Annotated in this window: 24 protein-coding genes and 2 tRNA genes; 19 read left to right on the plus strand and 7 right to left on the minus strand. The window is 60.5% G+C overall.

The window, feature by feature from the left end:
* A partial coding sequence (locus LKG04_RS06945) for a hypothetical protein (protein ID WP_291763571.1) occupies window positions 1-553 on the minus strand: 553 nt, incomplete at its 3' end.
* A 137-nt stretch (window positions 554-690) separates the two neighbouring features.
* Between LKG04_RS06945 and LKG04_RS06950 the strand changes: the two genes are divergently transcribed.
* Window positions 691-1,692, plus strand: coding sequence for a formate/nitrite transporter family protein (locus tag LKG04_RS06950; RefSeq protein WP_291762063.1), 1,002 nt, complete (start codon window positions 691-693; stop codon window positions 1,690-1,692).
* A gap of 142 nt (window positions 1,693-1,834) precedes the next feature.
* Window positions 1,835-2,818, plus strand: coding sequence for a diaminopimelate dehydrogenase (locus LKG04_RS06955; RefSeq protein WP_291762064.1), 984 nt, complete (start codon window positions 1,835-1,837; stop codon window positions 2,816-2,818).
* 511 nt (window positions 2,819-3,329) lie between these two features.
* Here LKG04_RS06955 and LKG04_RS06960 read toward each other — a convergent pair.
* A complete protein-coding gene (locus tag LKG04_RS06960; RefSeq protein WP_291762066.1) occupies window positions 3,330-3,716 on the minus strand; it encodes an MmcQ/YjbR family DNA-binding protein in 387 nt (128 codons plus the stop codon).
* Between the two features lie 158 nt (window positions 3,717-3,874).
* A tRNA-Met gene (locus LKG04_RS06965) sits at window positions 3,875-3,951 on the minus strand.
* Window positions 3,952-4,277: 326 nt separating this feature from the next.
* Between LKG04_RS06965 and LKG04_RS06970 the strand changes: the two genes are divergently transcribed.
* The 9 genes from LKG04_RS06970 to LKG04_RS07010 all read left to right on the plus strand — a co-directional run bounded on the left by LKG04_RS06970 (window position 4,278) and on the right by LKG04_RS07010 (window position 12,913).
* Entirely contained in the window at window positions 4,278-5,318 is a 1,041-nt protein-coding gene (locus tag LKG04_RS06970) for a homoserine O-succinyltransferase (protein WP_291762068.1), read from the plus strand.
* 416 nt (window positions 5,319-5,734) lie between these two features.
* Window positions 5,735-6,547 (plus strand): F0F1 ATP synthase subunit A, encoded by an 813-nt coding sequence (atpB, locus tag LKG04_RS06975; protein WP_291762070.1) that lies wholly within the window; start codon window positions 5,735-5,737, stop codon window positions 6,545-6,547.
* A gap of 56 nt (window positions 6,548-6,603) precedes the next feature.
* Window positions 6,604-6,834 carry an ATP synthase F0 subunit C gene (atpE, locus tag LKG04_RS06980; protein ID WP_291762072.1) on the plus strand — a complete coding sequence of 77 codons (231 nt, stop codon included), beginning with the start codon at window positions 6,604-6,606 and terminating at the stop codon, window positions 6,832-6,834.
* Between the two features lie 97 nt (window positions 6,835-6,931).
* Complete coding sequence (locus LKG04_RS06985; RefSeq protein WP_291762074.1) at window positions 6,932-7,459, plus strand: F0F1 ATP synthase subunit B; 528 nt, start codon at window positions 6,932-6,934, stop codon at window positions 7,457-7,459.
* Between the two features lie 76 nt (window positions 7,460-7,535).
* Entirely contained in the window at window positions 7,536-8,363 is an 828-nt protein-coding gene (locus tag LKG04_RS06990; protein ID WP_291762076.1) for a F0F1 ATP synthase subunit delta, read from the plus strand.
* A 121-nt stretch (window positions 8,364-8,484) separates the two neighbouring features.
* Window positions 8,485-10,116 (plus strand): F0F1 ATP synthase subunit alpha, encoded by a 1,632-nt coding sequence (gene atpA, locus LKG04_RS06995; protein WP_291762078.1) that lies wholly within the window; start codon window positions 8,485-8,487, stop codon window positions 10,114-10,116.
* Window positions 10,117-10,119: 3 nt separating this feature from the next.
* Complete coding sequence (locus tag LKG04_RS07000; RefSeq protein WP_291762080.1) at window positions 10,120-11,130, plus strand: F0F1 ATP synthase subunit gamma; 1,011 nt, start codon at window positions 10,120-10,122, stop codon at window positions 11,128-11,130.
* A gap of 8 nt (window positions 11,131-11,138) precedes the next feature.
* Window positions 11,139-12,623: a F0F1 ATP synthase subunit beta gene (atpD, locus tag LKG04_RS07005; protein ID WP_291762081.1), complete on the plus strand. Its 1,485-nt coding sequence runs from the start codon at window positions 11,139-11,141 to the stop codon at window positions 12,621-12,623.
* Window positions 12,623-12,913, plus strand: a complete 291-nt coding sequence (locus LKG04_RS07010; protein WP_291762083.1) for a F0F1 ATP synthase subunit epsilon — start codon at window positions 12,623-12,625, stop codon at window positions 12,911-12,913. The genes atpD and LKG04_RS07010 overlap by 1 nt, the downstream gene beginning before the upstream one ends.
* 132 nt (window positions 12,914-13,045) lie before the next feature.
* On the opposite strand, the gene LKG04_RS07015 is transcribed toward LKG04_RS07010, so the two are convergent.
* Window positions 13,046-15,859 (minus strand): ABC transporter permease, encoded by a 2,814-nt coding sequence (locus LKG04_RS07015; protein ID WP_291762085.1) that lies wholly within the window; start codon window positions 15,857-15,859, stop codon window positions 13,046-13,048.
* Window positions 15,856-16,830: an ABC transporter ATP-binding protein gene (locus LKG04_RS07020; RefSeq protein ID WP_291763577.1), complete on the minus strand. Its 975-nt coding sequence runs from the start codon at window positions 16,828-16,830 to the stop codon at window positions 15,856-15,858. Before LKG04_RS07020 ends, LKG04_RS07015 begins: the two co-directional genes overlap by 4 nt.
* Window positions 16,831-17,199: 369 nt before the next feature.
* Between LKG04_RS07020 and nucS the strand changes: the two genes are divergently transcribed.
* On the plus strand, window positions 17,200-17,904 hold the full coding sequence (gene nucS, locus LKG04_RS07025) for an endonuclease NucS (RefSeq protein ID WP_291762089.1): 705 nt from the start codon (window positions 17,200-17,202) through the stop codon (window positions 17,902-17,904).
* A gap of 282 nt (window positions 17,905-18,186) precedes the next feature.
* Here nucS and LKG04_RS07030 read toward each other — a convergent pair whose 3' ends face one another.
* Window positions 18,187-19,182: an FKBP-type peptidyl-prolyl cis-trans isomerase gene (locus LKG04_RS07030; protein WP_291762090.1), complete on the minus strand. Its 996-nt coding sequence runs from the start codon at window positions 19,180-19,182 to the stop codon at window positions 18,187-18,189.
* 81 nt (window positions 19,183-19,263) lie between these two features.
* Between LKG04_RS07030 and LKG04_RS07035 the strand changes: the two genes are divergently transcribed.
* The 3 genes from LKG04_RS07035 to LKG04_RS07045 all read left to right on the plus strand — a co-directional run bounded on the left by LKG04_RS07035 (window position 19,264) and on the right by LKG04_RS07045 (window position 22,924).
* Window positions 19,264-20,685 (plus strand): hypothetical protein, encoded by a 1,422-nt coding sequence (locus tag LKG04_RS07035; protein WP_291762092.1) that lies wholly within the window; start codon window positions 19,264-19,266, stop codon window positions 20,683-20,685.
* On the plus strand, window positions 20,682-21,683 hold the full coding sequence (locus tag LKG04_RS07040; RefSeq protein WP_291762094.1) for a hypothetical protein: 1,002 nt from the start codon (window positions 20,682-20,684) through the stop codon (window positions 21,681-21,683). The genes LKG04_RS07035 and LKG04_RS07040 overlap by 4 nt, the downstream gene beginning before the upstream one ends.
* 248 nt (window positions 21,684-21,931) lie before the next feature.
* Window positions 21,932-22,924 carry a tetratricopeptide repeat protein gene (locus LKG04_RS07045; protein ID WP_291762106.1) on the plus strand — a complete coding sequence of 331 codons (993 nt, stop codon included), beginning with the start codon at window positions 21,932-21,934 and terminating at the stop codon, window positions 22,922-22,924.
* Between the two features lie 294 nt (window positions 22,925-23,218).
* Here LKG04_RS07045 and LKG04_RS07050 read toward each other — a convergent pair whose 3' ends face one another.
* Window positions 23,219-23,845 (minus strand): hypothetical protein, encoded by a 627-nt coding sequence (locus LKG04_RS07050; protein ID WP_291762096.1) that lies wholly within the window; start codon window positions 23,843-23,845, stop codon window positions 23,219-23,221.
* A 63-nt stretch (window positions 23,846-23,908) separates the two neighbouring features.
* Here LKG04_RS07050 and LKG04_RS07055 point away from each other — a divergent pair, with 63 nt between their 5' ends.
* From LKG04_RS07055 to LKG04_RS07070, 4 genes are all read left to right on the plus strand, one after another.
* Window positions 23,909-24,103: a hypothetical protein gene (locus LKG04_RS07055; protein ID WP_291762098.1), complete on the plus strand. Its 195-nt coding sequence runs from the start codon at window positions 23,909-23,911 to the stop codon at window positions 24,101-24,103.
* A 34-nt stretch (window positions 24,104-24,137) separates the two neighbouring features.
* A complete protein-coding gene (locus LKG04_RS07060; protein ID WP_291762100.1) occupies window positions 24,138-24,263 on the plus strand; it encodes a hypothetical protein in 126 nt (41 codons plus the stop codon).
* A 71-nt stretch (window positions 24,264-24,334) separates the two neighbouring features.
* Window positions 24,335-26,737 carry a glycoside hydrolase family 3 N-terminal domain-containing protein gene (locus LKG04_RS07065; protein ID WP_291762102.1) on the plus strand — a complete coding sequence of 801 codons (2,403 nt, stop codon included), beginning with the start codon at window positions 24,335-24,337 and terminating at the stop codon, window positions 26,735-26,737.
* A 65-nt stretch (window positions 26,738-26,802) separates the two neighbouring features.
* Window positions 26,803-26,878 (plus strand) — tRNA-Arg (locus tag LKG04_RS07070).
* Window positions 26,879-26,995: the final 117 nt, after the last annotated feature.

Raw genomic sequence — 26,995 nt, forward strand, 5'->3', positions numbered from 1 at the left:
CATAGATCACGATGAGACTGGCAGCGATCAGTGAGATTCCAAGGAGATAGCCCTTCTGATCAAAGCTCACCTGTGCGCGCACGATCTGGATGGCGAGGAAAATAAGGCACAGCGCCACGAAAGGAACGCTGAAATACATAAGGAAGAACAACGCGACGGTGGAGGGGCCTCCCAATCCCTGCCGCGAAGCCACGAAGAACAACGCGAGGAGCACGGTGGGAATCGCCAGCACGCAGACCACGGCGGCGATGGCGAGTTTGCGCACGGTCTCCCTCAGCACGCGGATGGCTCCGATGCTCAGCAGCACGAAGCTTGCCGTGAGAAGGCCGATAACGACGATGAGTCCGGGGACGCTTCCGGCCAGCGCGAAATAGCTATGACGAGCAGAGGTGTCGTACATCACTGGGGAATGGGTCGCGTAATGCGTGATGAGGATGACCACGCCGGCAATCATGCTCAGTCCTGCGGCGAGCGTGGAGAACGCCGCACTGAGGAAAGCGAGTTTTCGCTCGGCGGAATACGAGCGAATCCGCTGCATGAATTCTTGCGACATATGATCCTCTTTCCGCCGCCTGTCTTGACCATCCTCCGCTAGTTAACCACGAGGCGTGCCGTGAAGGTGAGCAAATTCATAGTCGCGGTTGGCGGCGGCGACTGGCGGAATCCAGCCGGAAATGCGAGGCTTGAAGCATGACCAAGCGCACCATTGTGGAAGCAACCGCGGAGTCCCTCGATAACAACGCTGATTTCGAAGGTATCGCCGAATCTCAGGACGACACCCCTGAGTTCTTGGGTGCTCCCGCCCCCGCTGCCCCGAAGCTTCATCCGCTCTTCCCTGGGCGGCGGTTCATCAGCACAGTATTAGAGGTGCTGGAAAGCAAGCAGGAGATGACCGGCAGGCTTGTGGGGAAGTATCTGCAGCGTGCGGTGATGGCGGGCTTCTTTGTCGGCATTTTCTTCACCACGTATTTCGCGATCATCGCGCGTTTCTCGGCGTTTGATGCCGGAGCGGGTTTCGCACTGGTGGGGAAAGTGCTGGCGGCGTTGACCTTTGGATGGGCGCTTGTGCTCATCTATTACACGAATTCCGAACTGCTGACCTCGAATATGATGATCGTCTCCATCGGCGCTTATCACAAACGCATCACATGGGTGCGGTCTTTGAAGATTCTGGGGTTGTGTTTGGTCGGCAATCTTTTGGGCGGTCTCGTTATCGCACTGTTGCTGCGGGTCTCAAGTGTGGTGGATGGGGATATTCTCGCGCAGATGGTCGCCGCGGCATCCGCCAAAACCGGCTACTTGACGCAAGGAATCGGCGGCATCACAGATCTTTTCGTTCGTGCGATTCTGTGTAATTTCTGCATTAACATCGCCATGCTGATGGTGTACAACGGCAAGCTCACCAACGATTTCACCAAATGCGTCATCATGGTGGTGGCGGTTTTCGTCTTCGCTTTCCTCGGGCTTGAGCATTCCATCGCCAATTCGGTGCTGTTCCCCATCACAGGACTTCACGGTGCCGTCGATCCGTTGCTGGCAGTGGGCAGCGTTGCGATCACCATCGTCGGTAATTTCGTGGGTGGGGGCTTGTTAATCGGCCTCAATTTCGCTGTGATGAACGACGAGCAGCCGCGTCATCGCACCGGTTCGTCGGAGCTTCTCGGCACCGTGCATAATACTCGACAAAAATGAGAAATATGCTCATTGCCACACGTGCGATTGGGTGACTTTATACTTTGTAGGAATCGTAGGCTCCGTGGCGGTTTCGCCACGCCTTGCCTGTGCTCATGGCACGCGCGGTGGGTACTGAGGAAATTGAAACGAAGGAACACGAATGACCATCAAAATTGGAATTCTTGGGTACGGCAATCTCGGACGCGGAGCCGAATACGCCATTGCACAGAACAAGGACATGGAACTCGTCGGCGTCTTTACGCGGCGTGACCCGGCGACCCTCACCATCGCAACGGAGGGTGTTCCGGTTCGCAGTGCCGACGATCTTCTCTCCGGCGACAAGCTCGATATTGACGTTCTCGTCATCTGCGGCGGCTCGGCCACCGATTTGCCCGCGATGACACCGAAGTACGCGGCCCGCTACAACGTGATCGACAGCTTCGACACCCACGCCAACATCCCCGCGCATTTTGCTGCGGTCGACAAAGCAGCCGGCGAGGCCAATACGGTGGCGCTCATCTCTGCTGGTTGGGATCCGGGTCTCTTCTCACTGAACCGTCTCTTCGGCAATGCCTTCATTCCCGAAGGAAAGGACTACACCTTCTGGGGCCGCGGCGTGAGCCAGGGTCATTCCGATGCCGTGCGGCGCATCGCCGGCGTGGCCGACGCGCGTCAGTACACGGTTCCTGTGGAGGCGGCGCTCGAAGAGGTGCGTGCAGGCAAGAATCCTGAGCTCACCACACGTCAGAAGCACACTCGCGAGGTATACGTGGTCGCCAAGGAAGATGCGGATCGCGACGCCATCGTCAAGGAAATCGTGGAGATGCCGAACTATTTCGATGAATACGACACCACGGTTCACTTCATTTCGCAGGAGGAGATGGATCGCGATCATTCCGAGCTTCCTCACGGTGGTTTCGTGCTGCGCTCCGGCGCTATGGCCTCCGGCAAGACCAGCGTGATTGAGTATTCGCTCAAGCTGGATTCCAACCCCGACTTCACGTCCAGCGTTCTGCTCGCTTATGCGCGGGCCGTCGCTCGTCTGTCGGCCGAGGGCCAGAAGGGTTGCCGCACGGTCTTCGATGTGGCGCCTTCGTATCTGATGCCCTTCGACGGCGACTACCTGCGCAGCCACTTCCTGTGATCCACTGATCCTAAGTGCGGTGTGCGGTGCTGTGACGCGTGATGTGTGGTGTGTGGTGCTGTGTCGGCGGCGGACGGTGAGCGCGGTGAAAGCGGATATTCCGCGATGAAATCGTATGGCGCTGACAAGCAAGTGTGAATGCCCGGAGCGGTGCCGAGTTTCCTGAAGTCGTGAAGGGAGAGCTCGGTGCGCTGCTCCGGGCATTTTGTGTTGGAGGAGGTGGGAGTAGGAGTGGGCAGGGCGGGGGACTTGCTGTGACGGTGCGCGGGGCAAGTGTCGGCACCGAAAAGCCCTGCCATCCCCACAATTATGCTGTGACGGTGCGCGGGGCTAATGTGCTGCTCGCTTATGCGGGGGAAGAGCCGTGAGCCTTTGGCCTTGAGTCTTGAGTCTTGATGCTTGATGCTAGAGTCTTGAGTCCTAACTCTGATCCCGGATTCTTAAGCCTTGAGTCTTGAACCCCAACTCTGATTCTCGATTCTTAAGCTTTACCGCAGAATTTGCGCGGCTGTTATCGGGGACTGCGCCCAAAGGAAACCGGATTCACGGGGCGCTTGGCTTTCGCCATTTTCTCCACGACGAGAAGATACGATTCGGTGATGAGTTCCCGCACGAGACTCTCTTGCAGGGTTGTGCCCGCGTGAAGGGTGATCCAGTGCCGTTTATTCATGTGGTACCCCGGCGTGATGTCGGCATAATGCTCACGCAGCGCCCTGCCATCCTCGGGAGTGGCCTTGATGATGGCGATTGGTTCGTTCGTGGCCTCTGTCAGCAGCATGAACACCTTGCCTTCAACTTTGAAGACCTCCCAATCCAGTCCGAAAGGGTGGGTGAGCACGGCTGCCGGCAGTTCCTCGGCGCATGATTTCGCGGCATCATAGAGTGCATCGGCTTTCATGCTGTGCAATCTACGCACCTTTTGCGACAGCGAGGGAATATGCCGAAAGCAGTGAGTGAGAAGATTGCAGGGGCACTTCTAGTCTCTTCCTGGTATAGAAAAGGCCGGACAATTCTTTCGAATTGAACCGGCCTAATTCCTTGAACCCAATGGGTTGTTGGTAGCGGGGTCAGGATTTGAACCTGAGACCTCTGGGTTATGAGCCCAGCGAGCTACCGAACTGCTCCACCCCGCGTCGGCTGCCTTCAAGCAGCTCTATATACAATAGGGGCGCAGGCGGAAAAGTCAAACCGGCCGCGAGTTTCATCGCTCAGCGAACGATGCTCAAAAACGCATAAGGCCTTTATGCGGAGCCGATTCCGAGCCTATCCCAAGGATATAAAAAAGAAGCAGGGCAAAAGAATTCCACCGGGCGTTGCGGATGGTGTATCGGACGGTTCCACAGCAGGTTTCGCGGCGGCGTGGATTGCCGACCTTCGGACGGCGCCCCTGCCTATGCCGTGTCAGGCCATACTCGGCCGCTCGCCGGCCGCTTATCCATCGCACCGCCATAATAGTGATATGCCTATCAAAATCCCAAGCGGCCTGCCCGCACGCGACATCCTCGATTCCGAACGCATCTTCGCGCTGGAGAAGCCCGAGGCCGAGCGCCAGCGCGTGCGACCCCTGCGATTGGTGATCCTCAATCTCATGCCTAAGAAGGTCGAGACGGAAACCCAGCTGCTGCGGCTGATCTCCAAATCCCCGTTGCAGGTGGACATCGACTTCATGAAAACCTCGACGCATGAAGGCACGCATGTCAGTGCGGACCATCTCGTGAAGTTCTATGAAAATCCCGATGCGTTCGCCGACAATTTCTACGACGGACTGGTCATCACGGGCGCGCCGGTGGAGCATCTCGACTTCGAGCAGGTGGATTACTGGCAGGAGTTCAAGGATATCCTCGATTGGGCTTCGCGCCACGTGTTCTCGACCATGTACCTGTGCTGGGGCGCGATGGGCGCGCTCAATTACCGCTATGGCGTGCGCAAGGTGGATCTGGACGAGAAGATCTTCGGCATCTTCCCGCAGTACCTGCAGGACGAGTACTGCTTCCTGACTAATGGCTTCGACGAGATCGCGCTGCAGCCGCATTCTCGCGTAGCCGGGGTCAATGAGTCCGATGTTGCGGCCGATCCCGACTTGCAGGTGCTGACCTGGGGGCCTCAGTCCGGCCCGGGTCTTATTGCGACGCGCGATTTCTCCGAGGTATTCGCGCTGGGGCATTGGGAATATGGCAAGATGACCATCGCCGAGGAATACGAGCGCGATATGGCCAAGGGCCTGACGAATGTGCCCTTCCCACGCAACTACTTCCCCGACGACGACCCGGGCAAGGAGCCGTTGTTCTCGTGGCGCGCACATGCGAATCTGCTGTGGCGCAACTGGCTCAACTGGGTCTACCAGACCACGCCATACGACCTGCACGAGGTCCCCGAGCTGCGCGCCGCCAGGCGACTGGGCACCGACCGCTCGATCCGCCACGACCCCGGCAGCCCACGCGCGGACGGCTTCAAGCCTTTCGATGGACACGGATACGGCGTGATTCTGGCTGCTCGGTAAGTTCCGAAATCAGCAGGCATCGGGCAACGACCACATTGTGGTCACGCGATGTTTGCGCTCACGGTAAAAGGGGTGCAGGGAGGCGCTAGTGGACCGTACGTCGTTTCAGAATCGTTCGGAATCCCTCGAATTCCAGGTGTGAATTCGAGGGGTGGCACATTTCGAAGATCGGCGGGCGGACGCTCGGGAAACGCCGGGCGACACCTACAATATCCAAAGACAGCGCAGAAGACAGCGCAATTCGAAGCCAGACGTGGTAGAACTTATGGCTTGGTCACTCAGGGCGACAATGCCAGCGGGGCTTCCCGCCGACCTGGCATGCTCTCGGGTGTGGTGCGCTGGACGTAACGGAAATGTAACTTCATCTCCACCGCAGGGCTTAGACTTGCAGCTGATACGAACCAGGAGGCGCATAGATGGTTGGAGTAGCGGGCATGAATATGTTGGTCGCGGCCCACAGCGGCCCCGATTTGCCGACGGTGGATGACTTTCTGCCCCCTGAAATCCTGTTCCAGGGCACGCCATTCGCTATCAACCGCATCATTCTGATACGAATCGTCGCCACGCTGATCATGCTGCTCGTGCTGGGCATCACCGCCATGCGGGTCAAGCTCATTCCCGGTCGCTGGCAGGCCGCCATCGAATGGCTACTTGATTTCGTGCGCGACAACATCGTCTACCAAGTCATGGGCAAGCTGCGCGGCCAGCGGTACATCCCCATGATCACGACTATTTTCCTCACCATTCTGGTCTTCAACCTGTGCGGCATCATCCCGGGCATGAACATGGCGGCTACCGCCACGATCACCATGCCGCTCGTGTTCGCCCTGTGGTGCCTGTGCCAGTACTGGATCGCGGGCATCCGAGAGAAAGGGCTGGGGCGCTTCCTGAAGGACGAGCTGTTTCCTAAAGGCGTGCCGATTCCCATCTACATCCTGCTCACTCCCATCCAGCTGCTTGAGCTGCTGATCATCCGCCCGGTTTCGCTGACCATTCGACTCTTCGCGAACATGCTTTCAGGCCACATCATGGTCGCCCTGTGCCTAGCGGCCACTCAATGGTTCATGATCGATACTGCGAACAAGCTGTGGATTCCGGTGGGCGCGATGACTTTTGTCGCCGGTTTCGCCATGACGTTGTTCGAAGCCTTCGTCGCTGCCTTGCAGGCTTTCATCTTCGCGATACTGACCACGGCGTACATCAACATGAGCTATCCTGAGTCGGACTGAATAAGCCGATGAAGATTGTTAGATTTTTGTGACTTGTCATTAGAAAGGAAACAACAATGGACATCATCACACTCGCAGCTATCGCGGGCAACCTCAACGCAATCGGCTATGGCGTTGCGACCATCGGACCCGGCATCGGCCTGGGCATCCTCATTGGCAAGACCATCGAGGGCACCGCGCGCCAGCCTGAACTCGGCGGCCGTCTGCAGACCCTGATGTTCCTAGGGCTCGCCTTCGTCGAGGTGCTTGCTCTGCTCGGCTTGGTGGCTGGTTTCCTCTTCCAGTGATCGCGTTAGCGGGGGCTGCCTGCAGCTGCATCGATAGCGCGCAGACGTCCGCAGGGCAATTACTGGAGAAGATCAGCAGCTTTGTAAAGGAGGGCATATGAACTCGGTTGCAGCCACTAACGGCATATTGCTGTTTCTGCCCAAGACGTTCGATATCGTCTGGTCGTTGATCATTCTTGCCATCGTCGCGGCCTTTTTCTACAAGTTTTTCTTGCCGAAATTCCAAGCTGTGTTCGACGAACGCGCCTCGAAGATCGAAGGCGGCATCGAAAACGCCAAAAAGGCCCAGCAACAGGCAGACGAGGCGAGGCGCAAGTATGATGATCAGCTGAGCACAGCCCGCGTCGAGGCGTCGAAAATACGTGACGACGCTCGTGCCGAGGCCTCTCATATCATCGCAGATGCGCGTGCGCGCGCCGATGCCGAGGCTTCGCAGATCACCGCAAGCGCCCAGCGCTCGATCGACTCGCAGCACAAGCAGGCGCTGGTCAAGCTGCGTGGGGAGGTCGGCACCCTTGCCGCGGCACTCGCCGGGAAAATCCTGGGTTCCAAGCTGCAGGATGACGCTGTGCAGTCGCAGATGGTCGATGGATTGCTCGACGAGCTCTCCGACGACAGGCAATGAGGACAGGCAATGGGCGATGAACGGCATGTCCGTACGCCTTATGCATATAGGAAAGCCAAGGAAAGAGAGGTGAGCGATGCGCGGTGAGGCTTCACGTCTGGCAGATCGCGAATCTCGCGACTCGTTTGCAGCCCAGCTGCGCGACGCCGGCGAAGATGCGTGGCACATCGGCAACGAGATGTTCACGGTCACCGCATTGCTCGACGAGAATATCGCGATTGAGCATGCGCTCACCGATCCCTCCCGTTCCGCCGACGACAAGAAGGCACTGCTTACTGCGATCATCGGCGATCAGGCTCATCCCCTTACGATGACGATCCTCGCCGACCTCGTCGCTCGCCGGTGGAGCCGCGCCAAGGACATTGCCAACGTGGTGGAGGATTTCGGCGTGGACGCGATGATGTATTACGCGGACGATGCTCATTCCACCCCTACAGTGGCCATCGAACTGGCCGATCTGCATTCGGCGCTCATCAAACTGCCGGTTATGCGGGCCAAGCTGCATGATGACCAGGCGACTGCGACCGCGCGCATCAAGTTGTTGCACTCCTTGCTCGACGGCAGCGGTTTCGACAAGGTCACGGTGCGCTTGGCGGAGCATGCGACCGCCAATCTGCGCGGACGGCGCTACTTGGCCACCATCCAGTGGCTGATCAGCAAATTCTCCCGGCATATGGGCGAGTCGCTGATCACAGTCACGACAGCCGCCCCCTTGAACAAGGGGCAGATCGCGAAGCTCATCGGTATTTATTCGGCCAAACTGGGCCGGCCGGTGCACATCAACTCCGTAGTCGACGTCTCCGTGATAGGCGGCATGCGCATCCAAGTGGGCGACGAGGTCACCGACAACACGGTGGTCGCCCAGTTGCGGCATCTGCAGGATTCCGTCAGGCAGAGCGTATGAGGGCGGCTGACACGCGCATGCGCTCGGCAGGCGTGATTATGCGTCATACTGCGCGGACGGCGCAGGCGGCGCGGGCAACAAATGAGACTTACCAGTCAACACAAGATAATAAGGAGTGATCATGGCAGAACTTACCATTGATCCCACCGCGATACGCAAGGCGCTCGACGATTTCGTCGAGGCGTACCGGCCCTCGGACACGCCCACCCAAGAGGTGGGCTATGTGGCCACGGCAGGCGACGGCATTGCGCACGTGACGGGACTGCCTGGTTGCATGGCGAACGAGCTGCTGACCTTCGAGGACGGCACGCTCGGCCTGGCGATGAATCTCGATGCCAGGGAGATCGGCGTGGTGATCCTGGGCGATTTCGCAGGCATCGAGGAAGGCCAGGAGGTGCGGCGCACCGGCGAGGTGCTGTCCGTGCCGGTCGGCGACGGCTACTTGGGCCGCACCGTTGATCCGCTGGGCAACCCGATCGACGGCTTGGGCGAAATCAAAAGCGAAGGTCGGCGCATCTTGGAGGCGCAGGCTCCCGATGTGATGCACCGTCATCCGGTTGATGAGCCGCTGTCGACAGGCCTGAAGGCCATCGACGCCATGACCCCGATCGGCCGCGGCCAGCGTCAGCTCATCATCGGCGACCGCCAGACCGGCAAGACGGCCATCGCGATCGACACGATCATCAACCAGAAGGACAACTGGAAAACCGGCGACCCAACCAGGCAGGTGCGCTGCATCTATGTCGCCATCGGCCAGAAAGGCTCGACCATCGCCTCGGTGCGCCAGAGCCTGGAGGAATCCGGCGCGATGGAATACACCACGATCGTGGCCAGCCCGGCATCCGATTCCGCAGGCTTCAAGTACATCGCACCCTACACCGGTTCTGCCATCGGCCAGCACTGGATGTATCACGGCAAGCATGTGCTCATCGTCTTCGACGATCTGTCCAAGGAAGCTGAAGCGTATCGTTCGATTTCGCTGCTGCTGCGCAGGCCGCCGGGGCGCGAGGCATATCCCGGCGATGTGTTCTATCTGCATTCCCGCCTGCTCGAACGCTGCGCCAAGCTTTCCGATGATCTGGGCGGGGGCTCGATGACCGGCCTGCCGATCATCGAAACGAAGGCGAACGACGTGTCCGCCTACATTCCGACCAACGTGATCTCCATCACCGACGGCCAGATCTTCCTGCAGTCCGATCTGTTCAACGCCAATCAGCGTCCGGCGGTCGACGTCGGCATCTCCGTGTCGCGCGTCGGCGGCGCCGCACAGACCAAGGCCTTGAAGAAGGTCTCCGGCACGTTGAAGATCTCGCTGGCGCAGTACCGCTCGCTGGAGTCCTTCGCCATGTTCGCCTCCGACCTGGATGCGGCTTCGAAGGCCCAGCTGACGCGAGGCGCGCGCCTGACCGAGCTGCTCAAGCAGCCGCAGTTCTCGCCCTACTCCATGGAGCGCGAGGTCGTTTCGGTGTGGGCCGGCACGCATGGCAAGCTCGATGATCTGGAGATCGCCGATGTGCTGCCCTTCGAACAGGCCCTGCTTGACTATCTCGACCACAGCACGGATATCCTTAAGGTCATCCGCGAGACCGAGGACTTCACCGACGACACGGAGAAGGCCTTGGACGCGGCGATCGACAAGTTCCGCACGACTTTTGTGACCAAGTCCGGCAAACCGCTCGTCGAAAAGAAGCCCGAGGCCCCCAAGGCTGCCGAGGTGGAGCAGGAGCGCCTGGTCGCGAGGGAGAAGAAGTAAGCGATGGCCTCCCAACTTGCATTGAAATCAAGAATCAACTCCACCACGTCGCTCGGCAAGATCTTCAACGCCCAGGAGATGATCGCGTCCTCGCATATCGCGAAGGCGCGCAATGTCGCGCTGAACGCCAAGCCGTACACGGATGCGATTTTCGATGCGGTGCAGGCGTTGGCTGCGCATACCGATATAGACCATCCGATCGTGAAGTCGAAGGACGACGGCAATCCACGCGTCGCCGTGCTCGCGCTGACAGCAGATCGCGGCATGGCCGGAGCATACACGTCGTCGATCATCCGCGAGACGGAAGGCCTGCTATCCCGCCTTGAAGCCCAGGGCAAGGATCCGCAGCTGTATGTGTACGGCCGCCGAGGCGTCACTTATTACAGGTACCGCAACCGCAAAGTGGCTGGCACTTGGGAGGGCGACAGCGATCATCCCGGTGTGCGTGTGGCCAAGTCCATATCCGACACGCTGCTGGACGCCTACATGAAGCCGAAAGACAAAGATGGCGTGAACGAGCTGTACATCGTGTTCACCGAATTCATGAACATGGTCGTTCAGCGTGTGCGCGTGCTGCGTATGCTGCCGGTCCAGATCGTATGGCAGGGCAAAGGCGAGGATGACGGTTCCGACCCGGAAGGCTCGGGGGCCAAGGTTGCAGCGGAGGCTCCGGTCCCAGCTGCATCGACTTCGGCCGACACATCTGCGGATACCACGGCTGTCGCCCAGGTGGGCAAGGTCTCGCCCTTGTACTCCTTCGAGCCGAGCTTGGAGGAGGTGCTGGACGCGATCCTGCCCAAGTACATCCAGGCGCGCATCCACGAATGCCTGCTCACCGCAGCGGCGTCCGAAACCGCCAGCAGGCAGAACGCCATGCACACGGCCACGGACAACGCCAACAATCTGATCGACAGTCTGACGCGAGAGCTCAACGCTTCCCGCCAGGCGGCCATCACCCAGGAACTTACCGAAATCATCGGCAGCGCCGACGCGCTGAATAAACAGGAAGAGTAGGAACGCATATGGCTGATAACCAGACCACAGCGGCTCCCGAGGACACCGTCGAGGAACCGAGCGCCGGACGCATCACACGCGTCACGGGCTCGGTCATCGACGTCGAGTTCCCGGTCGGCCACCTGCCCGATATCTATAATGCCTTGAGGGCCGAGATCAGCAATGTCGGCCACACGGAAGGTGAGACGGCCCATACCATCACCCTTGAGGTGGAGCAGCAGATCGGCGACTCCACCGTGCGGACCGTGGCGCTTAAGCCCACCGACGGCTTGGTGCGCGGCTCTAAGGTCACCGATACCGGCGGCCCCATCAAGGTGCCCGTCGGCGACGTGACCAAAGGCCATGTGTTCGACGTCTCGGGCAACATCCTCAACAAGAAGGAGGATGAGGTCGTCGACGTCACAGAGCGCTGGCCCATCCACCGCAACCCGCCGGCCTTCGACCAGCTCGAGTCCAAGACGGAGATGTTCGAGACCGGCATCAAGGTCATCGACTTGCTCACCCCATATGTGCAGGGCGGCAAGATCGGCCTGTTTGGCGGCGCAGGCGTGGGCAAGACAGTGCTCATCCAGGAGATGATCCAGCGCGTGGCGCAGAACCACGGCGGCGTCTCCGTGTTCGCCGGCGTCGGTGAACGTACCCGTGAGGGTAACGACCTGATCGGCGAGATGGAGGACGCTGGCGTGCTGGAGAAGACCGCGCTGGTCTTCGGCCAGATGGACGAGCCACCGGGAACGCGTCTGCGCGTGCCGCTGACCGCGCTGACGATGGCCGAGTACTTCCGCGACGTGCAGAACCAGGACGTGCTGCTGTTCATTGACAACATCTTCCGCTTCACGCAGGCCGGCTCTGAGGTCTCCACGCTGCTGGGCCGCATGCCTTCCGCCGTGGGCTACCAGCCGAACCTAGCCGACGAGATGGGCTCCTTGCAGGAGCGCATCACCTCGACACGCGGCCATTCGATCACCTCGCTGCAGGCCATCTACGTGCCCGCCGACGACTACACCGACCCGGCCCCGGCCACGACGTTCGCCCATTTGGACGCTACGACCGAGCTTTCGCGCGATATCGCTTCGAAGGGCATCTACCCGGCCGTCGACCCGTTGGGCTCCACTTCCCGCATCCTGGATCCGCGCTATGTGGGGCAGGCGCATTACGACTGTGCGAACCGCGTCAAAGCGATCCTGCAGCGTAACAAGGAGCTGCAGGACATCATCGCACTGATCGGTATCGACGAGCTCGGCGAAGAGGATAAGACGATCGTCAACCGGGCGCGTAAGATCGAGCAGTTCCTTGGCCAGAACTTCTATGTTGCACAGAAGTTCACTGGGCGCGAGGGATCGTATGTGCCGGCCGACGAGACGATTGAGGCGTTCACGCGAATCTGCGATGGCGTCTATGACAATGTCCCGGAGCAGGCGTTCACCGGCATCGGCGGCATCGATGATCTCGAGCGCAAGTGGCACGACATGAAGCAGGAATTCGGTGAGTGATGGCCGATAAGAAACTCCTGCAGGTCAATCTGGTCGCGTCCGACCACCCCGTGTGGAGCGGCACCGCGACCTCGGTGACCATTCCGGCTTCCGAAGGTGTTATGGGTATTCTGCCCGATCACGAGCCGCTGCTCTCGATCATCAAGGGCGGCACCGTGAGCGTCGTGGACCCTAGTGGCGAACGGCATTCCTTTACGGTTGCCGATGGTTTCATTTCCTTCGACTCTAACAAGCTGACCATCGCCGTCGAACGCGGCCAGGATGTGATCAGGACCTCGGGTACTGACTGAGGCTTCGAGGTTGATGCGATTCGTCTCATAACGGGCGGTTTGCGACACGTACCATGTGCCGCAAACCGCCCTTCGGCGTTGTGCTGTGCCGTTAAGCGTGAAGCCCAGCCGGGATATTGGCGGGTTCGCGACCTATTCGCTCGATACGGCGTCGAGCACGGGTTTCTTCAGCGCGCGGCTCGCGGGGGAGACGCTGGCGATCAGGCCGACCAACACAGCGAGAACGAGGAATACAGCGAGTTGGCCCCAAGGGATGCTCAGCTTCTCCAGGCCGCTGCTTTCATAGACGGCGCGGATCATGGCCCCGGCGCCTACGCCGATCACGAGTCCCAGCAGCGTGCCGAATACGGAAATGATCACGGCTTCGATCGCCAGCATGCCGCGGACTTGCCCGCGCGCGGTGCCTATGGCGCGCAGCAGCCCGATCTCCTTGGTCCGTTCGGAGACGCTGAGGGCCAGCGTGTTCACGATGCCGAAGATCGCGATGATGATCGACAGCGCGAGCAGCGCGTAGAGGATCACCAGGATCTGATCGACCATCGAGCTCGTCGATGACTTGTACTCGGCGTGATCCATCACGGTGACTACGTAATAGGGTTTGACGGCGTTGAGCAGCCGCTCGTGGAGCGCGTCGAGATTCTGGCCATGATCGGCGATCACGAAGAGCTGGCGCACGATCTGCATGTTGCGGTCGGCGAGCTCATCCGCGAGCTTGTCGCTCATATAGATGCCTCCGGCATAGGCCGAATTGGTGACGATGGCGCCTATTGTGACGTGTTGTTCTTTGGTGACGGATTTGGTCTTCACCAGCGTCGCCGGGTCGACGTTCTTCGCATCGTCCATGGCCTTTTGCGCGCCCGCCTTGTCTCCGGCGGCCATGAGCTGCCGGACTTCCGCCTGGGTCTGGGCCTGATAGTCGGCCTGCGCCTGCTTGGTAGCCGCTTCGTCAACGACTGTGCTCGTCGCCGAAACGGTGATGGTGTCCCCTAGCCGCCAGCCGTTGTCAGTGGCGATGTTCTTGGCCACGACAAGCTTCCCGGCTGCGATGGCTTGCCCGGCGTCGCCGCCCGTGGTGGTGGTGGCGGCGAACACCTCGGAGAACATCAAGGCAGGCGAAGCGGTGCTCATGGCCGAATCAATGGATTTGCCGTTGTATTTGACGCCCATGACCAAACGTGTCGCGACAGTCGACTTCACGCCGCTGGTTTTGCTGATTGCATCCATCGCTCCCTGCGGCAACCTGCCATATGAGGCGGAGCTGACGGCATAATCCGCTTTCAGTCCTGTATCGACGATATCGGCCACCGAGGCTTTGGCGGAGGCTGCCACGACACCGAGACAGCTGACGATCGCGACGCCGACGAACAGCGCGGCGGCCGTGTTGGCGGTGCGTCGTTTGGAACGCGAAAGATTGCGCGTGGCGAGCTTGCCAGTCACGCGGAAGATGCGTGAAGGCAGCCATCCCAGCGCGGCGCCGGACGGGCTTACGAGCGCCGGACCCAGCACGATGGCACCGATGACCAGCAGCGCCGCGCCTATGCCCAGTGGGAATCCCGTATTGATATCGTTGATGCCCTGCCATGGCGTGGGGCCGTCGCCGCTCGCTGTGGCAAGCGCATAGGTAAACGTCCAGAAAACGATGCCGAGCGCGCACATGACAGCGCCGATGATGCCGCGCAGCGCCACCGACTTCTCGGGGTTGACCGTTTCATTCATCGCCTGGATGGGTGGTGCCAAGGCCGCGTCGCGCGCCGGAATGGCCGCGCCCAGCAGCGAGACGATCAGCCCGACCGCCATGCCGACCGCTATGGCGGTCGCAGTAGGGTTGCTTTGCCCGCTCAGCGGGGTGCCGATCTGCTCAAGCCCGACGACGATGAGCTTGATGATGCCCCAGCCCAGGCCGATGCCGATGCCTGAACCTACGATCCCCAAGATCACCGCTTGAACGATTACGGTGGAAAACACCTGTCGGGGCGATGCGCCGACGGAGCGCAGCAAGGCGTAGCCGCGCATCGATTCGCGCACGATCATGGCGAAGGTGTTCGCGATGATGAAGGAGCCGACGAACAACGCGATGATGGCGAAGATCAGAATAAGCGGCTGGATGAAGCCCAACGCGTCCTGAATGGACTTCGTCGATTCCTCGCGTATCTCGTCGCCGGTGACGGCGTGGGCGTGCGATCCGGCGGGGAGCGCCTTGTTGATGCGGTCGGCCAGCTGCTGCTGGGCCTGGTCGCTTAGCGGATTCGCGGCGTTTCCGTATACCCCGATGAGCGATGATTTGTTGGGATCGGGCGCGGTCGAGGCGTAATAGTGACTGGCTACTGACGGGTCGACGCCGACGATGATCGCGCCTGCCTGACTCGTCTGCGTGGTGAAGATGCCGGAGACGGTGACTTTCTTCGGGCCGTCTTCGTAGACGATGGTGGCGGTGTCGCCTACCTTCAGTTTCGCCTTGTCGGCGGCGAACTGATGTAGCGCGATCGCGTCGGCGCCCTTCGGATAGCCGCCGGCAGTGAAATGCGCCGAACGCCACGGTTCGCTGCTGCTCATGCCGATGGCTATCGTGGGCGCGCCCATGGTTGAGACGGCGTTGCCGGCGTGATCCACCAGCACGGTGCCGGTGATGGTGGTGGTGGCGCTCGCCGAAGTGACTCCGGAGACCTTCGCGATGGTGGCGGCCAGGCTGTTGTCGATCTGGTTGTAATTTTCGCCAGCGCCGGAGCCTGTCATCGACACGGAATCGTCGCCTTTGACCTTGTCAGTGCCGCGTACGTACACGTCGTGGTCGGAATTGGTCGCCATCATGCTGGAGACCTGGGTGTTGAGCATCTCGCGGAAGCAGAACGAGCCGACTACGAAGGCCACGCCGAGGGCGATGGCGATGATCGACATAAGAAAGCGGCCGAAATGGCTCCTTGCATCGCGCAGTCCTATCCGGATCATAGGGAGACCTCGCTAGTGGCGAGGTCGCTGGATGCGGTGGACCGACCGGGTTGTGCGGTTGCGTGCTCTGCGCCGTTGAGCTGGCCGTCGTAGCCTTTGGCGGCACCGTGTTGATTGTCGTCTCCTTCGGAGGCGAACACCTGAAGGATCTGCTCGTATGAGGGCTCATGCATATCCCGGGTGATCCGGCCGTCGGCGAGCACGAGCACGCGGTCCGCATAGGAGGCCGCGCGCGGGTCGTGGGTCACGATCACTATGCTTTGGCCGTATTCGCGCACCGAATTGCGCAGAAAGCTCAGCACCTCGCGGCTCGAACGGGAATCGAGGTTGCCGGTGGGCTCATCGGCGAAGACGACGGATGGCCGGGCCATCATGGCGCGGGCGCATGCCACGCGCTGCTGTTGGCCGCCGGAAAGCTGGCTGGGCCGGTGGCTCAGGCGTTTCTCCAGTCCGACGACATGCACGATCTGATCGAACCATGCGCGATCGATCGGCTTGCGCGCGATCTGCAGCGGGAGCAGTATGTTCTCCTCTGCGGTGAGCGTCGGCACCAGATTGAACGATTGGAAGATGAATCCGATCTCCTGCCGCCGCAGATCGGTGAGCTGGCGCTGATTCATAGCCGAGACTTCCAGCCCTTCCACGAAGACCTGGCCGGATGTGGGTGTGTCCAGACCCGCCATGCAATGCATCAACGTCGACTTGCCCGATCCCGAAGGACCCATGATCGCGGTCATCTGCCCGCGCCCGAACTCCACATTCACATGGTCGAGCGCGACGACGCTGGCATCCTTGGCCCCGTATATTTTGTTCAGATCGCTCGCATATGCCACAACATTGTCGCTGGTATTGCCATTGGCATGCCTGCTGGTCGCAGCTGCGCTGTCCGCCTCGTGTCCGGCCTGAGATGCAGTGTCTGCAGCGGTTGATGCGTTCGCGCTGATTGGTGTTTTCGTCGAGTGCCGTGCCATGATGTCCATTCGTGAAAGGTGGCTGGGTTGTTGAGATGTGCCTGTGAGACACGCCTTGCTGTTTGGAATGCTGTGCAGTGCCACTATATCGGTGTGCTCCCTACGGATCTGCATGCGGCATCGATGCAATGCCGCATTGCTCGATATCATGCGGTGATGTCAACGTCTGTTGATACCGCCGCGCGGTGAGCGCCCAAAGACCAGTCTAACCGAGTGATGCTGCAAACGGGCTGTGAGAATTCCAACGTTCATGCATAGTCAATGTTTATGCAATGTTGCGTGGGGTCGATGCGCATGCCGAGCGCCTGCGCGTGACGAAGTCCTTCGCTCGGGCTCCGTCGCACAGTGGGTTTGCTAGAGTGGGGTGTCGTGCGAATCATAGTTGCCGACTGCCAGGCCGAGTACTCCGGTCGATTGAATGCCTCACTGCCGCTGGCCAGACGCGTATTGCTCATCAAGGCGGACAGCAGCGTGCTGATTTTCTCGGAGATCGGTTCCTATAAGCCGCTCAACTGGATGGCCGCCCCGTGCAGCATCAAAGAGATCGAGCCTTCGGGCGCCGACGGCGATGTGGACACCGACATCCCGGAGAAGGCTTTGCGCGTGTGCGCCGACAAGTCGAGCGATATCCTCGAGATCAATCTGCAGCATATCTACTCTGATGAGAGCTATGAGCTGGGAACTGATCCCGGGTTGGTCAAAGACGGCGTAGAAGATCATTTGCAGCGCTATTTGGCCGAGCAGATCGAGCGGATCGGCGCGGGCGCGAAGCTGGTCCGCCGCGAATACCCGACGGCGATCGGCCCGGTGGACATCATGGCAGTGGATGCGAACGGTGAGCATGTTGCCATCGAAATCAAGCGGCATGGCGGCATCGACGGCGTCGAGCAGCTGACGCGCTACTGCAAGCTGCTCAATCGCGACCCGCTGCTGGCGCCGGTGCATGGCATGTTCGCCGCCCAGACCATCAGTCCGCAGGCGCGCACCTTGGCCGAAGACCGCGGGTTCACCTGCCTGATTTTGGATTACGACGAGATGAAGGGCGCACAGGACGGCGGTCTGCGCCTGTTCTGAATTGTTGTAAGCACATTGGAAATCGATATGTCGGTTCAAGCGCCGTGGCCCTGCGACGCCATCTCTAAGAAACGTTGGAATTCCAGCAAAACGCTGCTTGCCGAGTTTTGCGTGTACTTTGTGAAGTGCTGAATTGACGGAAAAAGTGCTGAATACATGGCAAATCCGGCAAAGGCTCCTAGAATGGCATAGGATGCGTGAAAATGAAGATGGGCCTAATCGCAATGATCAGGCCCAGGAATGGACGGGTAAAGCTTACAACGCAGCTCAGCGAGGAAGCCCTCAGCCCGCGTACAGAATGTCGACGACGAAGTACAAAGTCGAATTCGCCGGGATCTTACTCTGTGCCTTATTGTCATAGCCTTCGCTCGGCGGCACGACCAGCAGGACCTGCGAGCCGACTTTCTGGCCGGTCAGGCCCTTCGTCCAGCCGGCGATGACTTGGCTCAGCGAAAAATCTGAGGCTTCGCCGCGGTCCCATGAGGAGTCGAACTGGGTGAGCTTGCCTTTGGCGTCCAACGTCCAACCGGTATAGTTCGCGGAGACGGTGTCGGTCTCCTTGACCGTTTTGCCCGTGCCGGCGATCAGCGGCTGCACGACCAATTTGTCGCTTGGTTTGTAGCCGTTGAGATCAAGCGAGGGTTTGCCCGTCTTATCCAGCGTGACCTTGGGCAGGTTGGCGGGGATGTCCGTGACCTCGGCGCCTGTCGCGCGCGTCAACTGCTTCGTTTTGGAAACCAGCGTCAGCACCATAACGTAGGAAGTGCTTGCGGAGCTGCTTGTAGAGCTGCTTGCGTCGTTGACGCCGAAGGCAATCGTGGTGTTGAGCTTCTTGCCTTTGAACAGTTGATAATATCCGGTGCTCATACTGCTCTTGCTGATCCTCATCGAGCAATCCGGCGTGTTTTTCGTCCAGGTATTGGCCAACTGGGATCCGTCCGTTGCGCTGATTGCAATGCCTTGCGTGCACACGCGGTCGCCATCGGCAACTGCTGCGCCATCGCCCTGCTGCACAATAGCGTACGTATTGTTGTTCACGGTTTTCGGTGTGGCGAACGAGATCTTAGGCTCTTTGCCTAGCTTGCCGTTTGCACTGATGCCAGTCAGCAACGTCATGCCGGATGGAGATGGCGAAGAGCTGGCGTCCGCCGAATCCTGCGATGAGGATTTGCCTGAGGTGCCCGATCCACCGCAGGCCGCGATCGAGACGCATAGCCCAAGCGAGCACAGCGCCAGCAATCCACGAGAGATAAGGGAATGATTCGAAGTATTGCGCATGACATACCACACTACCGTCCAACCCTGATTTGTTGAGTCTCAGCCAATACTATGGTGGGAGCCTGTAGAATAGGCATCGTTATGACAGCAGCACAGGAAAAGCGCGAAGAGCCGGCAGGCGCGAAACGGCCCTCGAAGCATGCCATGATCATGCGCGGGGTCGTCGCGCCATTGCTTGGCCTGCTTGCAATAGCTAGCATCGTTCTGGGGTATCTGAACGATACGCAATGGAAACCGAATGCCGACGTCACAGCGCAGACGACAGTTTCGAACGCGCGCTACATTGTGACCGACCCGGGCGTGCTGGATCTGGTTGATTCCAGTGCCCGGCTGACGGTCGAATCCTCCGCGGGGGCTTCGGAAACTTCGGATGACTCAGACACGGGCGGGAACGTCTGCGTCGCCCTCGGCTCAGCCAAGGATGTCGCCGGTTGGACCGCAGGACATGGCACCGTGCGGATCACGGGATTGGGCAGTTGGACGACTTTGGCGCAGGTGCGCACGGCGGCCCAGGGCACGGCTGCAGGTGACGATGCGAACGGCGTGTCGTTCCAGGATTCCGACATGTGGTCTGTCGTGGAATGCGGGGATTCGCGTGTCACGGTGCGCACCAGCGGCAGGGATGTTTCGGATATCGCGCTGATCGATCTGGGGCGGGATTCCGCTGATGCCACCGTGTCGTTGCACTGGGTGCGCAGCACGTTGCCGAATTTCGCGATGCCCTTGTATTTCGTGGGCGGGCTGTTGCTTGTGCTCATGGTGCTTGCCGCTTCGGTGTTCGCGATGCCGTCGCAGAAGCGCCGCAAGCGCGAAGTCATGAGCAGACCGATCGAAACGACGCAGGAGGTCGCCATCGGCGAGGCGCTGACGGGCAGCCTGCATGGGCTGACTTCGGCGGTGCGGATCAAGCCGCGCGGAAAACAGCGCCATCGTCATGCAGCGCATCGCGGCGGCTCCGCGCCGCAGCGGGTGCAGGCGGCGACGCGGCTTGACAACATGCAAATCGGCAATGAGCCGGTAGGCAATGAGCCGACGGGCAATGATCCAGCCGGCAATGCGTCGACTGGGAACGCCCAAGCCCAGGGGTCGCCGATCATCATCGATCCGGCAGCGCGCAATATGGTGGCTGATCAGCTTGGCAGCCGGACGAATGAGCCCAATGGGGCGATGCCATTCGCGGACTCCGGGGAGGAGACCTCGGTCATATCCCCGGATGAATTGCAGGCGTATTTCACCCGCCTGGCGCAGGAAATCTCCGTGCAGGATGCCGACGATGCACCAGATGATGATAATGATGGGCACAATGCGGCGAGCGGTGAAGGCTCGTCTGGCGGCGAAAACGTGCCAGACGATGATTCAGCTGTTGGCGAGGCGGACGCTAGGGCATCGGCTTCGAGAGCTGCGGATGTGGCGAACAGTTCGGGCGCGGCCGGGTCTGGCAGCGACGACGGCGGTGCCGGCGATATCGACAATGACAACGACGGGAAAGGAGAACAATCATGACAGGGCGGTTCATGAAGGTGACGACTGTAGCGCTCTGCGCGGCGATGTTCGCCGGGCTTGCCGGGTGTGAGGGCCAGGTGCCGCTCGTGCAGCCTTCCACGAACTCAAGCGAATCCCCCGACTTGACGCAGGCGCAGGAGAAGAAGGTCCGGCTTGAGATCCTCGACGCCATCGATGACGCAGATAAGGCGAAGAGTGCCGATGGCTTGGGCCGTGTCATGTCTGGCCCCGCGCTTGATGTGCGCTCCAGTCAGCTTACCATCGCTAAAACGAGCGGCAGCATAGACAAGATGGCTACCATTCCCAAGGAGACCACGCAGACGGTCGTGCCTACGGATGCCGGCTGGCCGCGCTTGGTGTATACCATCACGACCACCACGCAGGATCAGCAGTCCAAACGTCTGCTCGTTCTCAAACAGGATGATGCACGCAGCAATTATCGGCTCTGGGGCGTTGTCAGGCTCTTCCAAGGCGCCAAGCTGCCTAAATTCGCGGTGCCCAGCATTGGCTCGCAGGCCGGCAACGGCGACGATAAAGGGCTTGCCGCCACTCCGAACGACGCCGTCGACCACTATGCCGATGTGTTGCGCAATGGCTCGAAGAGCCGTTACGCCGCTGATTTTGCCGACGATTACTTCCGTCAGGCCCTGACCCAGCTGACGTCGACCGTGCAGGAAGGCATGGAACGCAACAATGGCACGCAGCAACAGACGTTCACTGCGTCGCCCGATCAGATCAGCATCATGCGCTCCACTGACGGCGGCGATCTCGTCGTGGCGAGAATCGACTCCCAGTGGACCCGGCAGACCGGCGAAGGACGCGAATCGCTGCCGGCCAACGACGACGAGAAGGCGCTGTTCGGCGACGCAAAGGCCACCAGCACGCTCAGGGTGACCTATGTAAATGTCATCGCGCTGTACGTCCCGCCGTCCAGCTCGAATCAGAAGATCACGGCGGTCGGCGCCGAACGCCAGCCGGTCAAAGTGGAGGCGCTGTGATGGCGGTGCGCTGGATGCTGGGCAATAGTGGCACTGCCGCACAGCATCCAGCGACGAGCGATGGTCGCGTGGCGCAGCAGCGGTTATCGTAGCTTGCGCTTGCGCTGCAAGGGATAAGGGATTCGGATGGGCGGCGCACACACTAGGTTTAGAAGAAGGCAGTGGTTATGAGGGCCGGTGTTGCGCAGAGACAACGTTGCACAGAAAACAGTGTCGGACAGAGATAATCAATCGGATATGGAGGCATGATGGCTGATACACAGCAATTCAACCCGGGTATGTCGCTCGCGGGGGCGGTCGACCTCGAATCGTTGAAGCACCAAGTCAAGGCCGATCCGGGGCAGCAGGGCGGCGCTCCCAAGGCAGGCGGATACGTCGTCGATACGAGCGAAAACACCTTCCAAGCGATGGTGCAGACCTCCTCCACCTTCCCCATCCTGCTGCTGCTATGGACGCCGGGCGATGACCGGCTGATCGACTTGGCGCGCAAGCTCGGCGATGCTGTCAATGCACTGAAAGGCAAGATCCAGCTCTCCCGCATCGATGCCACCGCGAACCCTTCGATCGCCCAGGCGTTGCAAGTGCAAGGGCTGCCGGCGCTCTTCGGGCTGATCGGCGGCCGGCCCATGCCGATTCTGCAAGGGCTGCCGCACGATGATGAATTGCAGCAGGTCATCGACCAGATCATCCCGCAGCTGATCCAATTGGCGCAGCAGTCCGGGGCGACTGGGACCGCGCCGTATACCGAGGCTTCCGGCGACGACGGCGGCAGCGATTCGGCTGATGACGTCGCAGGCGGCGACGGCGATGGCGGTAAGGCGCAGCAGGTGCCCCCGGAGCATATGCAGGCGCATCTGCTCGCTCAGAACGGCGATTACGAGGGCGCTGCCGCTGCATACGAGCGCATTCTCGAAGCGAATCCGGCTGATGGCCTCGCGGCCCGGGAGCATGCGAAGGCCGTGCTGCTGGCCAGGGCAGGGGAGAGCAATGTGCGCGAGGTTCGCGCCCAGGCCGCTGCGAATCCCGATGACGTCGAGGCGCAGCTCGCCGTAGCCGACGTCGACATGATCGGTGGGCAGATCGACGACGCCTTCGGACGCCTGCTGGATTATCTCGCGGCAGGCCACCGCGACCAGATCGAGCCGGTGCGGCATCGGTTGCTGGAGTATTTCGCCATCCCCGAGGCTAATGATCCTCGCCTTTCGCGCGCCCGTCGGCGCCTCGCCACACTGATGTATTGAAAGCGCTGTCGGATTCGGGCTGCCGGGCTCATCTCATCGCCTACATAACTCATTACATACATATTGGTGGGTGTCCGATTGCGAATGCTTGTGTGCAATCGTGTGCATCCCGCACCTTGGCGACCCTTATGCATGGCCTGTGACGTCTGCGTATCAGGCATTACAGGCCATACATCACCGCCGTAATCATGCGGGATTTGAGATGGATGCAGGCCCATGAACTTTGCATTGCCGCAATCGCCCCCGCCTCGTGGTTGCGGGCGCGCGGCATAAGGCGACACGGAGAAGGCGCGTCTACTGCATCCGGTTCGTGCCGAAGAACTGCTCGAAATGCGGGCCCTGCTCGGTAAGCTCGCGCTCGAAGTCCTCCTGCCATTGGGAGAACGGGTGCGATGCCAGCCCATCGTTCGAAAAACGAGGTTGATCGGTGATCTCGGTGATGCAGAACTTGGGAATGACGAGATTCGTGACCGGACCGCTGCGTTCGGCTTCGGCCACGATGAGCGGCGCATTGGAGCAGCCGAACACGTCGATGCTCCACCCGTCCTCGCCGATCCACGCCGAGAAGCGGTTCTTCACGATGCGTTCCCCTCCACGCCGTATCAGCTCCGCGGCGATATGCGCGTCGATCTCGCGTTCGGCCTCGTACCGCGTGCCGCCCACTGACGGCCCTTTTACGGTGATATATGCCTCGGTAAGCCTGTCGCGGTAGGCATCCAGTACATCGAGCGGATCCGTGGCCGCCGTCATGTCGATGCGGACTGTGCGGCTGGTCAGGCGCACACGCAGCGCATAATTGTCGGCGTGCACATAATAGCTCTGCACGATCAGCGTTGGCGCATCGCCATCATCCAATTCGGCAGGCATTTCCCGGCAGAAAAAGCGGCGTTCGTATTCGAAGTCGTTCAGCGTGCTATCCATACGCTCAAGTGTACAAGTGCGAGAGCGTGCGGTGATTTGCGCATACCGAGTATGCTTTCAGGCATGAGCGACGAAAAAAACATCCTCAGAGCGTTTGCGCGCGTCTATGTCGACGATCCTGATGCAGTATTGCCTCTGTATGAACACATTACGGGCAGAACCGACATCAATCGGTTTGGCTCCGGCGAAATGCAGCTCACCAACGTCGGCGATTTTCTGCTGATTCAGGAGGGCGAATTCCGGTATACGTCGGCATAATGCCACAGTCAGTGTGCGTGACATCGATCAGAGCGTGGCGGCAATCATCGAATTCGGAGGCGAACTTCTTGAAGGCCTAGCTGCCGGCCCCAACGGGCAAGGGTTTATCGCGCAATATCCTGATGGGAACATCATCGAATACATCGAGCGTGCGGAATAAGAGCGTTATCTGCACGTTGACCTCTAGTTTTAGCTTCGGAATAATCAGGCAAAAAGGGAAGGATGATCCGCATGGTTACGAAAGGCGGATACGTGTCGGGGCGGATCGCGCCGAACGCCACCACTTCGAGAGAACAATTCACCTACCGCGATCCGCAAGCCCCGGTCGGGGAACGTATCGCCGACTTGCTGGGGCGTATGAGCGTGGAGGAGAAGGTCGGGCAGATCATGCAGCTCGACGCGCAGAACGATCTGCGTTCCGACATCCTCGACAAGCATGTCGGCTCGATTCTGCACACGAGCCCTGAGCGCTTGGCCGAAGCGGCGGCGCTTGTGCGGCAGACCAGGTTGCGCATCCCCTTGATCGTCGGCGAGGATTGTATTCATGGCTATTCCTTCTGGCCCGGCGCCACGATCTTCCCCAGCCAGCTCACGATGGCGGGGTCATGGGACCCGGAGCTGATCGAGCAGGCGGCACGCGTCACCGCGGTGGAGGCTTCGGCCACTGGCGTGCACTGGACGTTTTCGCCGGTGCTGTGCATTGCGCGTGACCTACGATGGGGGCGCGTGGATGAGACGTTCGGCGAGGACCCATTCCTGATCGGCGAATTCGCCTCCGCAATGGTGCGCGGCTACCAAGGCGACGGCTTGGACGACCCTACGGCGATACTGGCCTGCGCCAAGCATTTCGCTGGATATTCGGAAACCCAAGGCGGGCGCGACGCGTCGGAGGCGGACATCTCGCACCGCAAACTGCGCTCATGGTTCCTGCCGCCCTTCGAACGCGTGGCGCGCGAGGGCTGCCGCACGTTCATGCTGGGCTACCAAACCACCGACGGCGTGCCGATCACACTGAACGAATGGCTGCTGAACGATGTGCTGTGCGGCGAATGGGGCTACGAAGGCACGCTCATCACCGACTGGGACAACGTCGGGCGCATGGTCTGGGAGCAGCATATCCAGCCCGACTACGAACACGCGGCTGCGGCTGCGGTCAAGGCGGGCAACGATCTGATCATGAGCACCCCGGGATTTTTCGAGGGCGCGTTGGCGGCGATTCGCGACGGGCTGATTCAGGAGCGGGACTTGGACGGTCCGGTCGCGCGCGTGCTGCGGCTCAAATTCGAACTCGGCCTGTTCGAAAACCCGCGTATTCCTGATCGGGCGCGTATCGCAGCGGACATCGGAGCGCCGGATCACACCGCGCTCAACCTCGAAATCGCCCGGCGCTCGCTCGTCCTGCTGCGCAATGACGGGACGTTGCCATTAACCGCGCCGCCGCTGACGGGAGCGACTTCCGCAGCTTCCGGGCGCATCGCCGTAGTAGGCCCGTTGGCCGACGACGAGAACAATCAGCTGGGCGATTGGGCGGGCGGCTCCGGGCAGGTCAACTGGATCACCGAAGAGCCGGCGGGCACGGTTGTGACCGCGCTGCAGGGCCTGCGCAGGGAAGTTCCTGACGGCTGGGAAGTCTCGTATGCCAAAGGAGCCGACATCCTCAGATTGGTGCCCGATCCCGCGGGCGCCGCCTTCGCGGACGGACAGCCTAGGCCGCCGATCCAACGGGCATGCGAACCGGATCCCGCTTTGCTCGACGAGGCGGTTCGAGCCAGCAAGGAGGCTGATGTCACGGTCGCAGTGGTCGGCGATGTGATCGCGCTGACCGGCGAAGGCCGTTCCACGGCCACGCTCGAGCTTTTCGGCGCCCAGAATGCGCTGCTTGAGGCGTTGTGCCAGGAGAGCCGGGCCACAGGCAAGCCGCTGATCGTGGTGCTGATGGCCAGCAAGCCGCTAATTCTGCCGCAATGTGTGCGTGAGACCGCTTCGGCTATCATCTGGGCCGGCAATCCGGGCATGCAGGGCGGTCGTGCACTCGCTGAGCTGCTGCTAGGCAAGATCGAGCCGAAGGGCCGCCTGCCGATCTCCTTTGCGCGGCATGCGGGCCAGCAACCGACATATTACAACCAGATTCGCGGGCAGCACGGCGATCGTTATGCCGACCTGACTCAGGAACCGGCATTCGTCTTCGGCGAAGGGCTGTCGTACTCCGCAGTGGAGTACGGGCCTTGTGATTTGTCGGTTGCGCCGGGTGATGGCGATGACGCTTTGGCGGGGGCGACGGTAGCTCGGGAGGAGGAACCGTCGCAAGTCCCCATCGCCGCGGTTGAGGACACGATTCGGATTCGTATCCAGTTGACCAACACCGGAACCCGCCCTGCCAGCGAAACCGTGCAGGCCTACATCCATGACAAGGTCACTTCTGTGAGCTGGGCGGGCAAAGAGCTCAAAGGCTATTCCCGGGTCGAACTCGAACCCGGCGAAACCCGCACTGCCGTCATCGACATCCCGGTTGCATCGTGCTCGCTTGTGGACACCCACGAGCGACGCGTAGTGGAACCCGGCGAATTCGAAGCGCTCGTAGGGCACTCTTCGAAGGATCGGGACCTGCGCGCGCTGCCGTTTGTTGTGCGCTGAGAGCGCGCTGTGGAGCAGCCGCTGGCGCGTAAAGTCGGCGGGGCGTGTACAGTAGTGGAGGCTGAGGGCTTGTAGCTCAGTGGATAGAGCGTTCGCCTCCGGAGCGAAAGGCCGTGGGTTCGAATCCCATCAAGCCCACCAGATGTTCGTTGTTCAAACTGGCAACGAATGAAGTTTGATTTCCCGACTCGCTCTCCGCCTTGCGGCGGAGGGCGAGTTTTTGTATTTCAGGGTCGAAGAGGATATTGAACGGCTCCC

Origin of the sequence: Bifidobacterium sp. (assembly GCF_022640935.1) — a bacterium.
GTDB lineage: Bacteria > Actinomycetota > Actinomycetes > Actinomycetales > Bifidobacteriaceae > Bifidobacterium.

What these genes read in the sequence shown, in the direction of transcription:
- LKG04_RS06950 (WP_291762063.1), top strand. Translation starts at nt 691, where the DNA reads ATGACCAAGCGCACCATTGTGGAAGCAACCGCGGAGTCCCTCGATAAC.
- LKG04_RS06955 (WP_291762064.1), top strand. Translation starts at nt 1,835, where the DNA reads ATGACCATCAAAATTGGAATTCTTGGGTACGGCAATCTCGGACGCGGA.
- LKG04_RS06960 (WP_291762066.1), bottom strand. Translation starts at nt 3,716, where the DNA reads ATGAAAGCCGATGCACTCTATGATGCCGCGAAATCATGCGCCGAGGAA.
- LKG04_RS06970 (WP_291762068.1), top strand. Translation starts at nt 4,278, where the DNA reads ATGCCTATCAAAATCCCAAGCGGCCTGCCCGCACGCGACATCCTCGAT.
- atpB (WP_291762070.1), top strand. Translation starts at nt 5,735, where the DNA reads ATGGTTGGAGTAGCGGGCATGAATATGTTGGTCGCGGCCCACAGCGGC.
- atpE (WP_291762072.1), top strand. Translation starts at nt 6,604, where the DNA reads ATGGACATCATCACACTCGCAGCTATCGCGGGCAACCTCAACGCAATC.
- LKG04_RS06985 (WP_291762074.1), top strand. Translation starts at nt 6,932, where the DNA reads ATGAACTCGGTTGCAGCCACTAACGGCATATTGCTGTTTCTGCCCAAG.
- LKG04_RS06990 (WP_291762076.1), top strand. Translation starts at nt 7,536, where the DNA reads ATGCGCGGTGAGGCTTCACGTCTGGCAGATCGCGAATCTCGCGACTCG.
- atpA (WP_291762078.1), top strand. Translation starts at nt 8,485, where the DNA reads ATGGCAGAACTTACCATTGATCCCACCGCGATACGCAAGGCGCTCGAC.
- LKG04_RS07000 (WP_291762080.1), top strand. Translation starts at nt 10,120, where the DNA reads ATGGCCTCCCAACTTGCATTGAAATCAAGAATCAACTCCACCACGTCG.
- atpD (WP_291762081.1), top strand. Translation starts at nt 11,139, where the DNA reads ATGGCTGATAACCAGACCACAGCGGCTCCCGAGGACACCGTCGAGGAA.
- LKG04_RS07010 (WP_291762083.1), top strand. Translation starts at nt 12,623, where the DNA reads ATGGCCGATAAGAAACTCCTGCAGGTCAATCTGGTCGCGTCCGACCAC.
- LKG04_RS07015 (WP_291762085.1), bottom strand. Translation starts at nt 15,859, where the DNA reads ATGATCCGGATAGGACTGCGCGATGCAAGGAGCCATTTCGGCCGCTTT.
- LKG04_RS07020 (WP_291763577.1), bottom strand. Translation starts at nt 16,830, where the DNA reads ATGGCACGGCACTCGACGAAAACACCAATCAGCGCGAACGCATCAACC.
- LKG04_RS07030 (WP_291762090.1), bottom strand. Translation starts at nt 19,182, where the DNA reads ATGCGCAATACTTCGAATCATTCCCTTATCTCTCGTGGATTGCTGGCG.
- LKG04_RS07035 (WP_291762092.1), top strand. Translation starts at nt 19,264, where the DNA reads ATGACAGCAGCACAGGAAAAGCGCGAAGAGCCGGCAGGCGCGAAACGG.
- LKG04_RS07040 (WP_291762094.1), top strand. Translation starts at nt 20,682, where the DNA reads ATGACAGGGCGGTTCATGAAGGTGACGACTGTAGCGCTCTGCGCGGCG.
- LKG04_RS07045 (WP_291762106.1), top strand. Translation starts at nt 21,932, where the DNA reads ATGGCTGATACACAGCAATTCAACCCGGGTATGTCGCTCGCGGGGGCG.
- LKG04_RS07050 (WP_291762096.1), bottom strand. Translation starts at nt 23,845, where the DNA reads ATGGATAGCACGCTGAACGACTTCGAATACGAACGCCGCTTTTTCTGC.
- LKG04_RS07055 (WP_291762098.1), top strand. Translation starts at nt 23,909, where the DNA reads ATGAGCGACGAAAAAAACATCCTCAGAGCGTTTGCGCGCGTCTATGTC.
- LKG04_RS07065 (WP_291762102.1), top strand. Translation starts at nt 24,335, where the DNA reads ATGGTTACGAAAGGCGGATACGTGTCGGGGCGGATCGCGCCGAACGCC.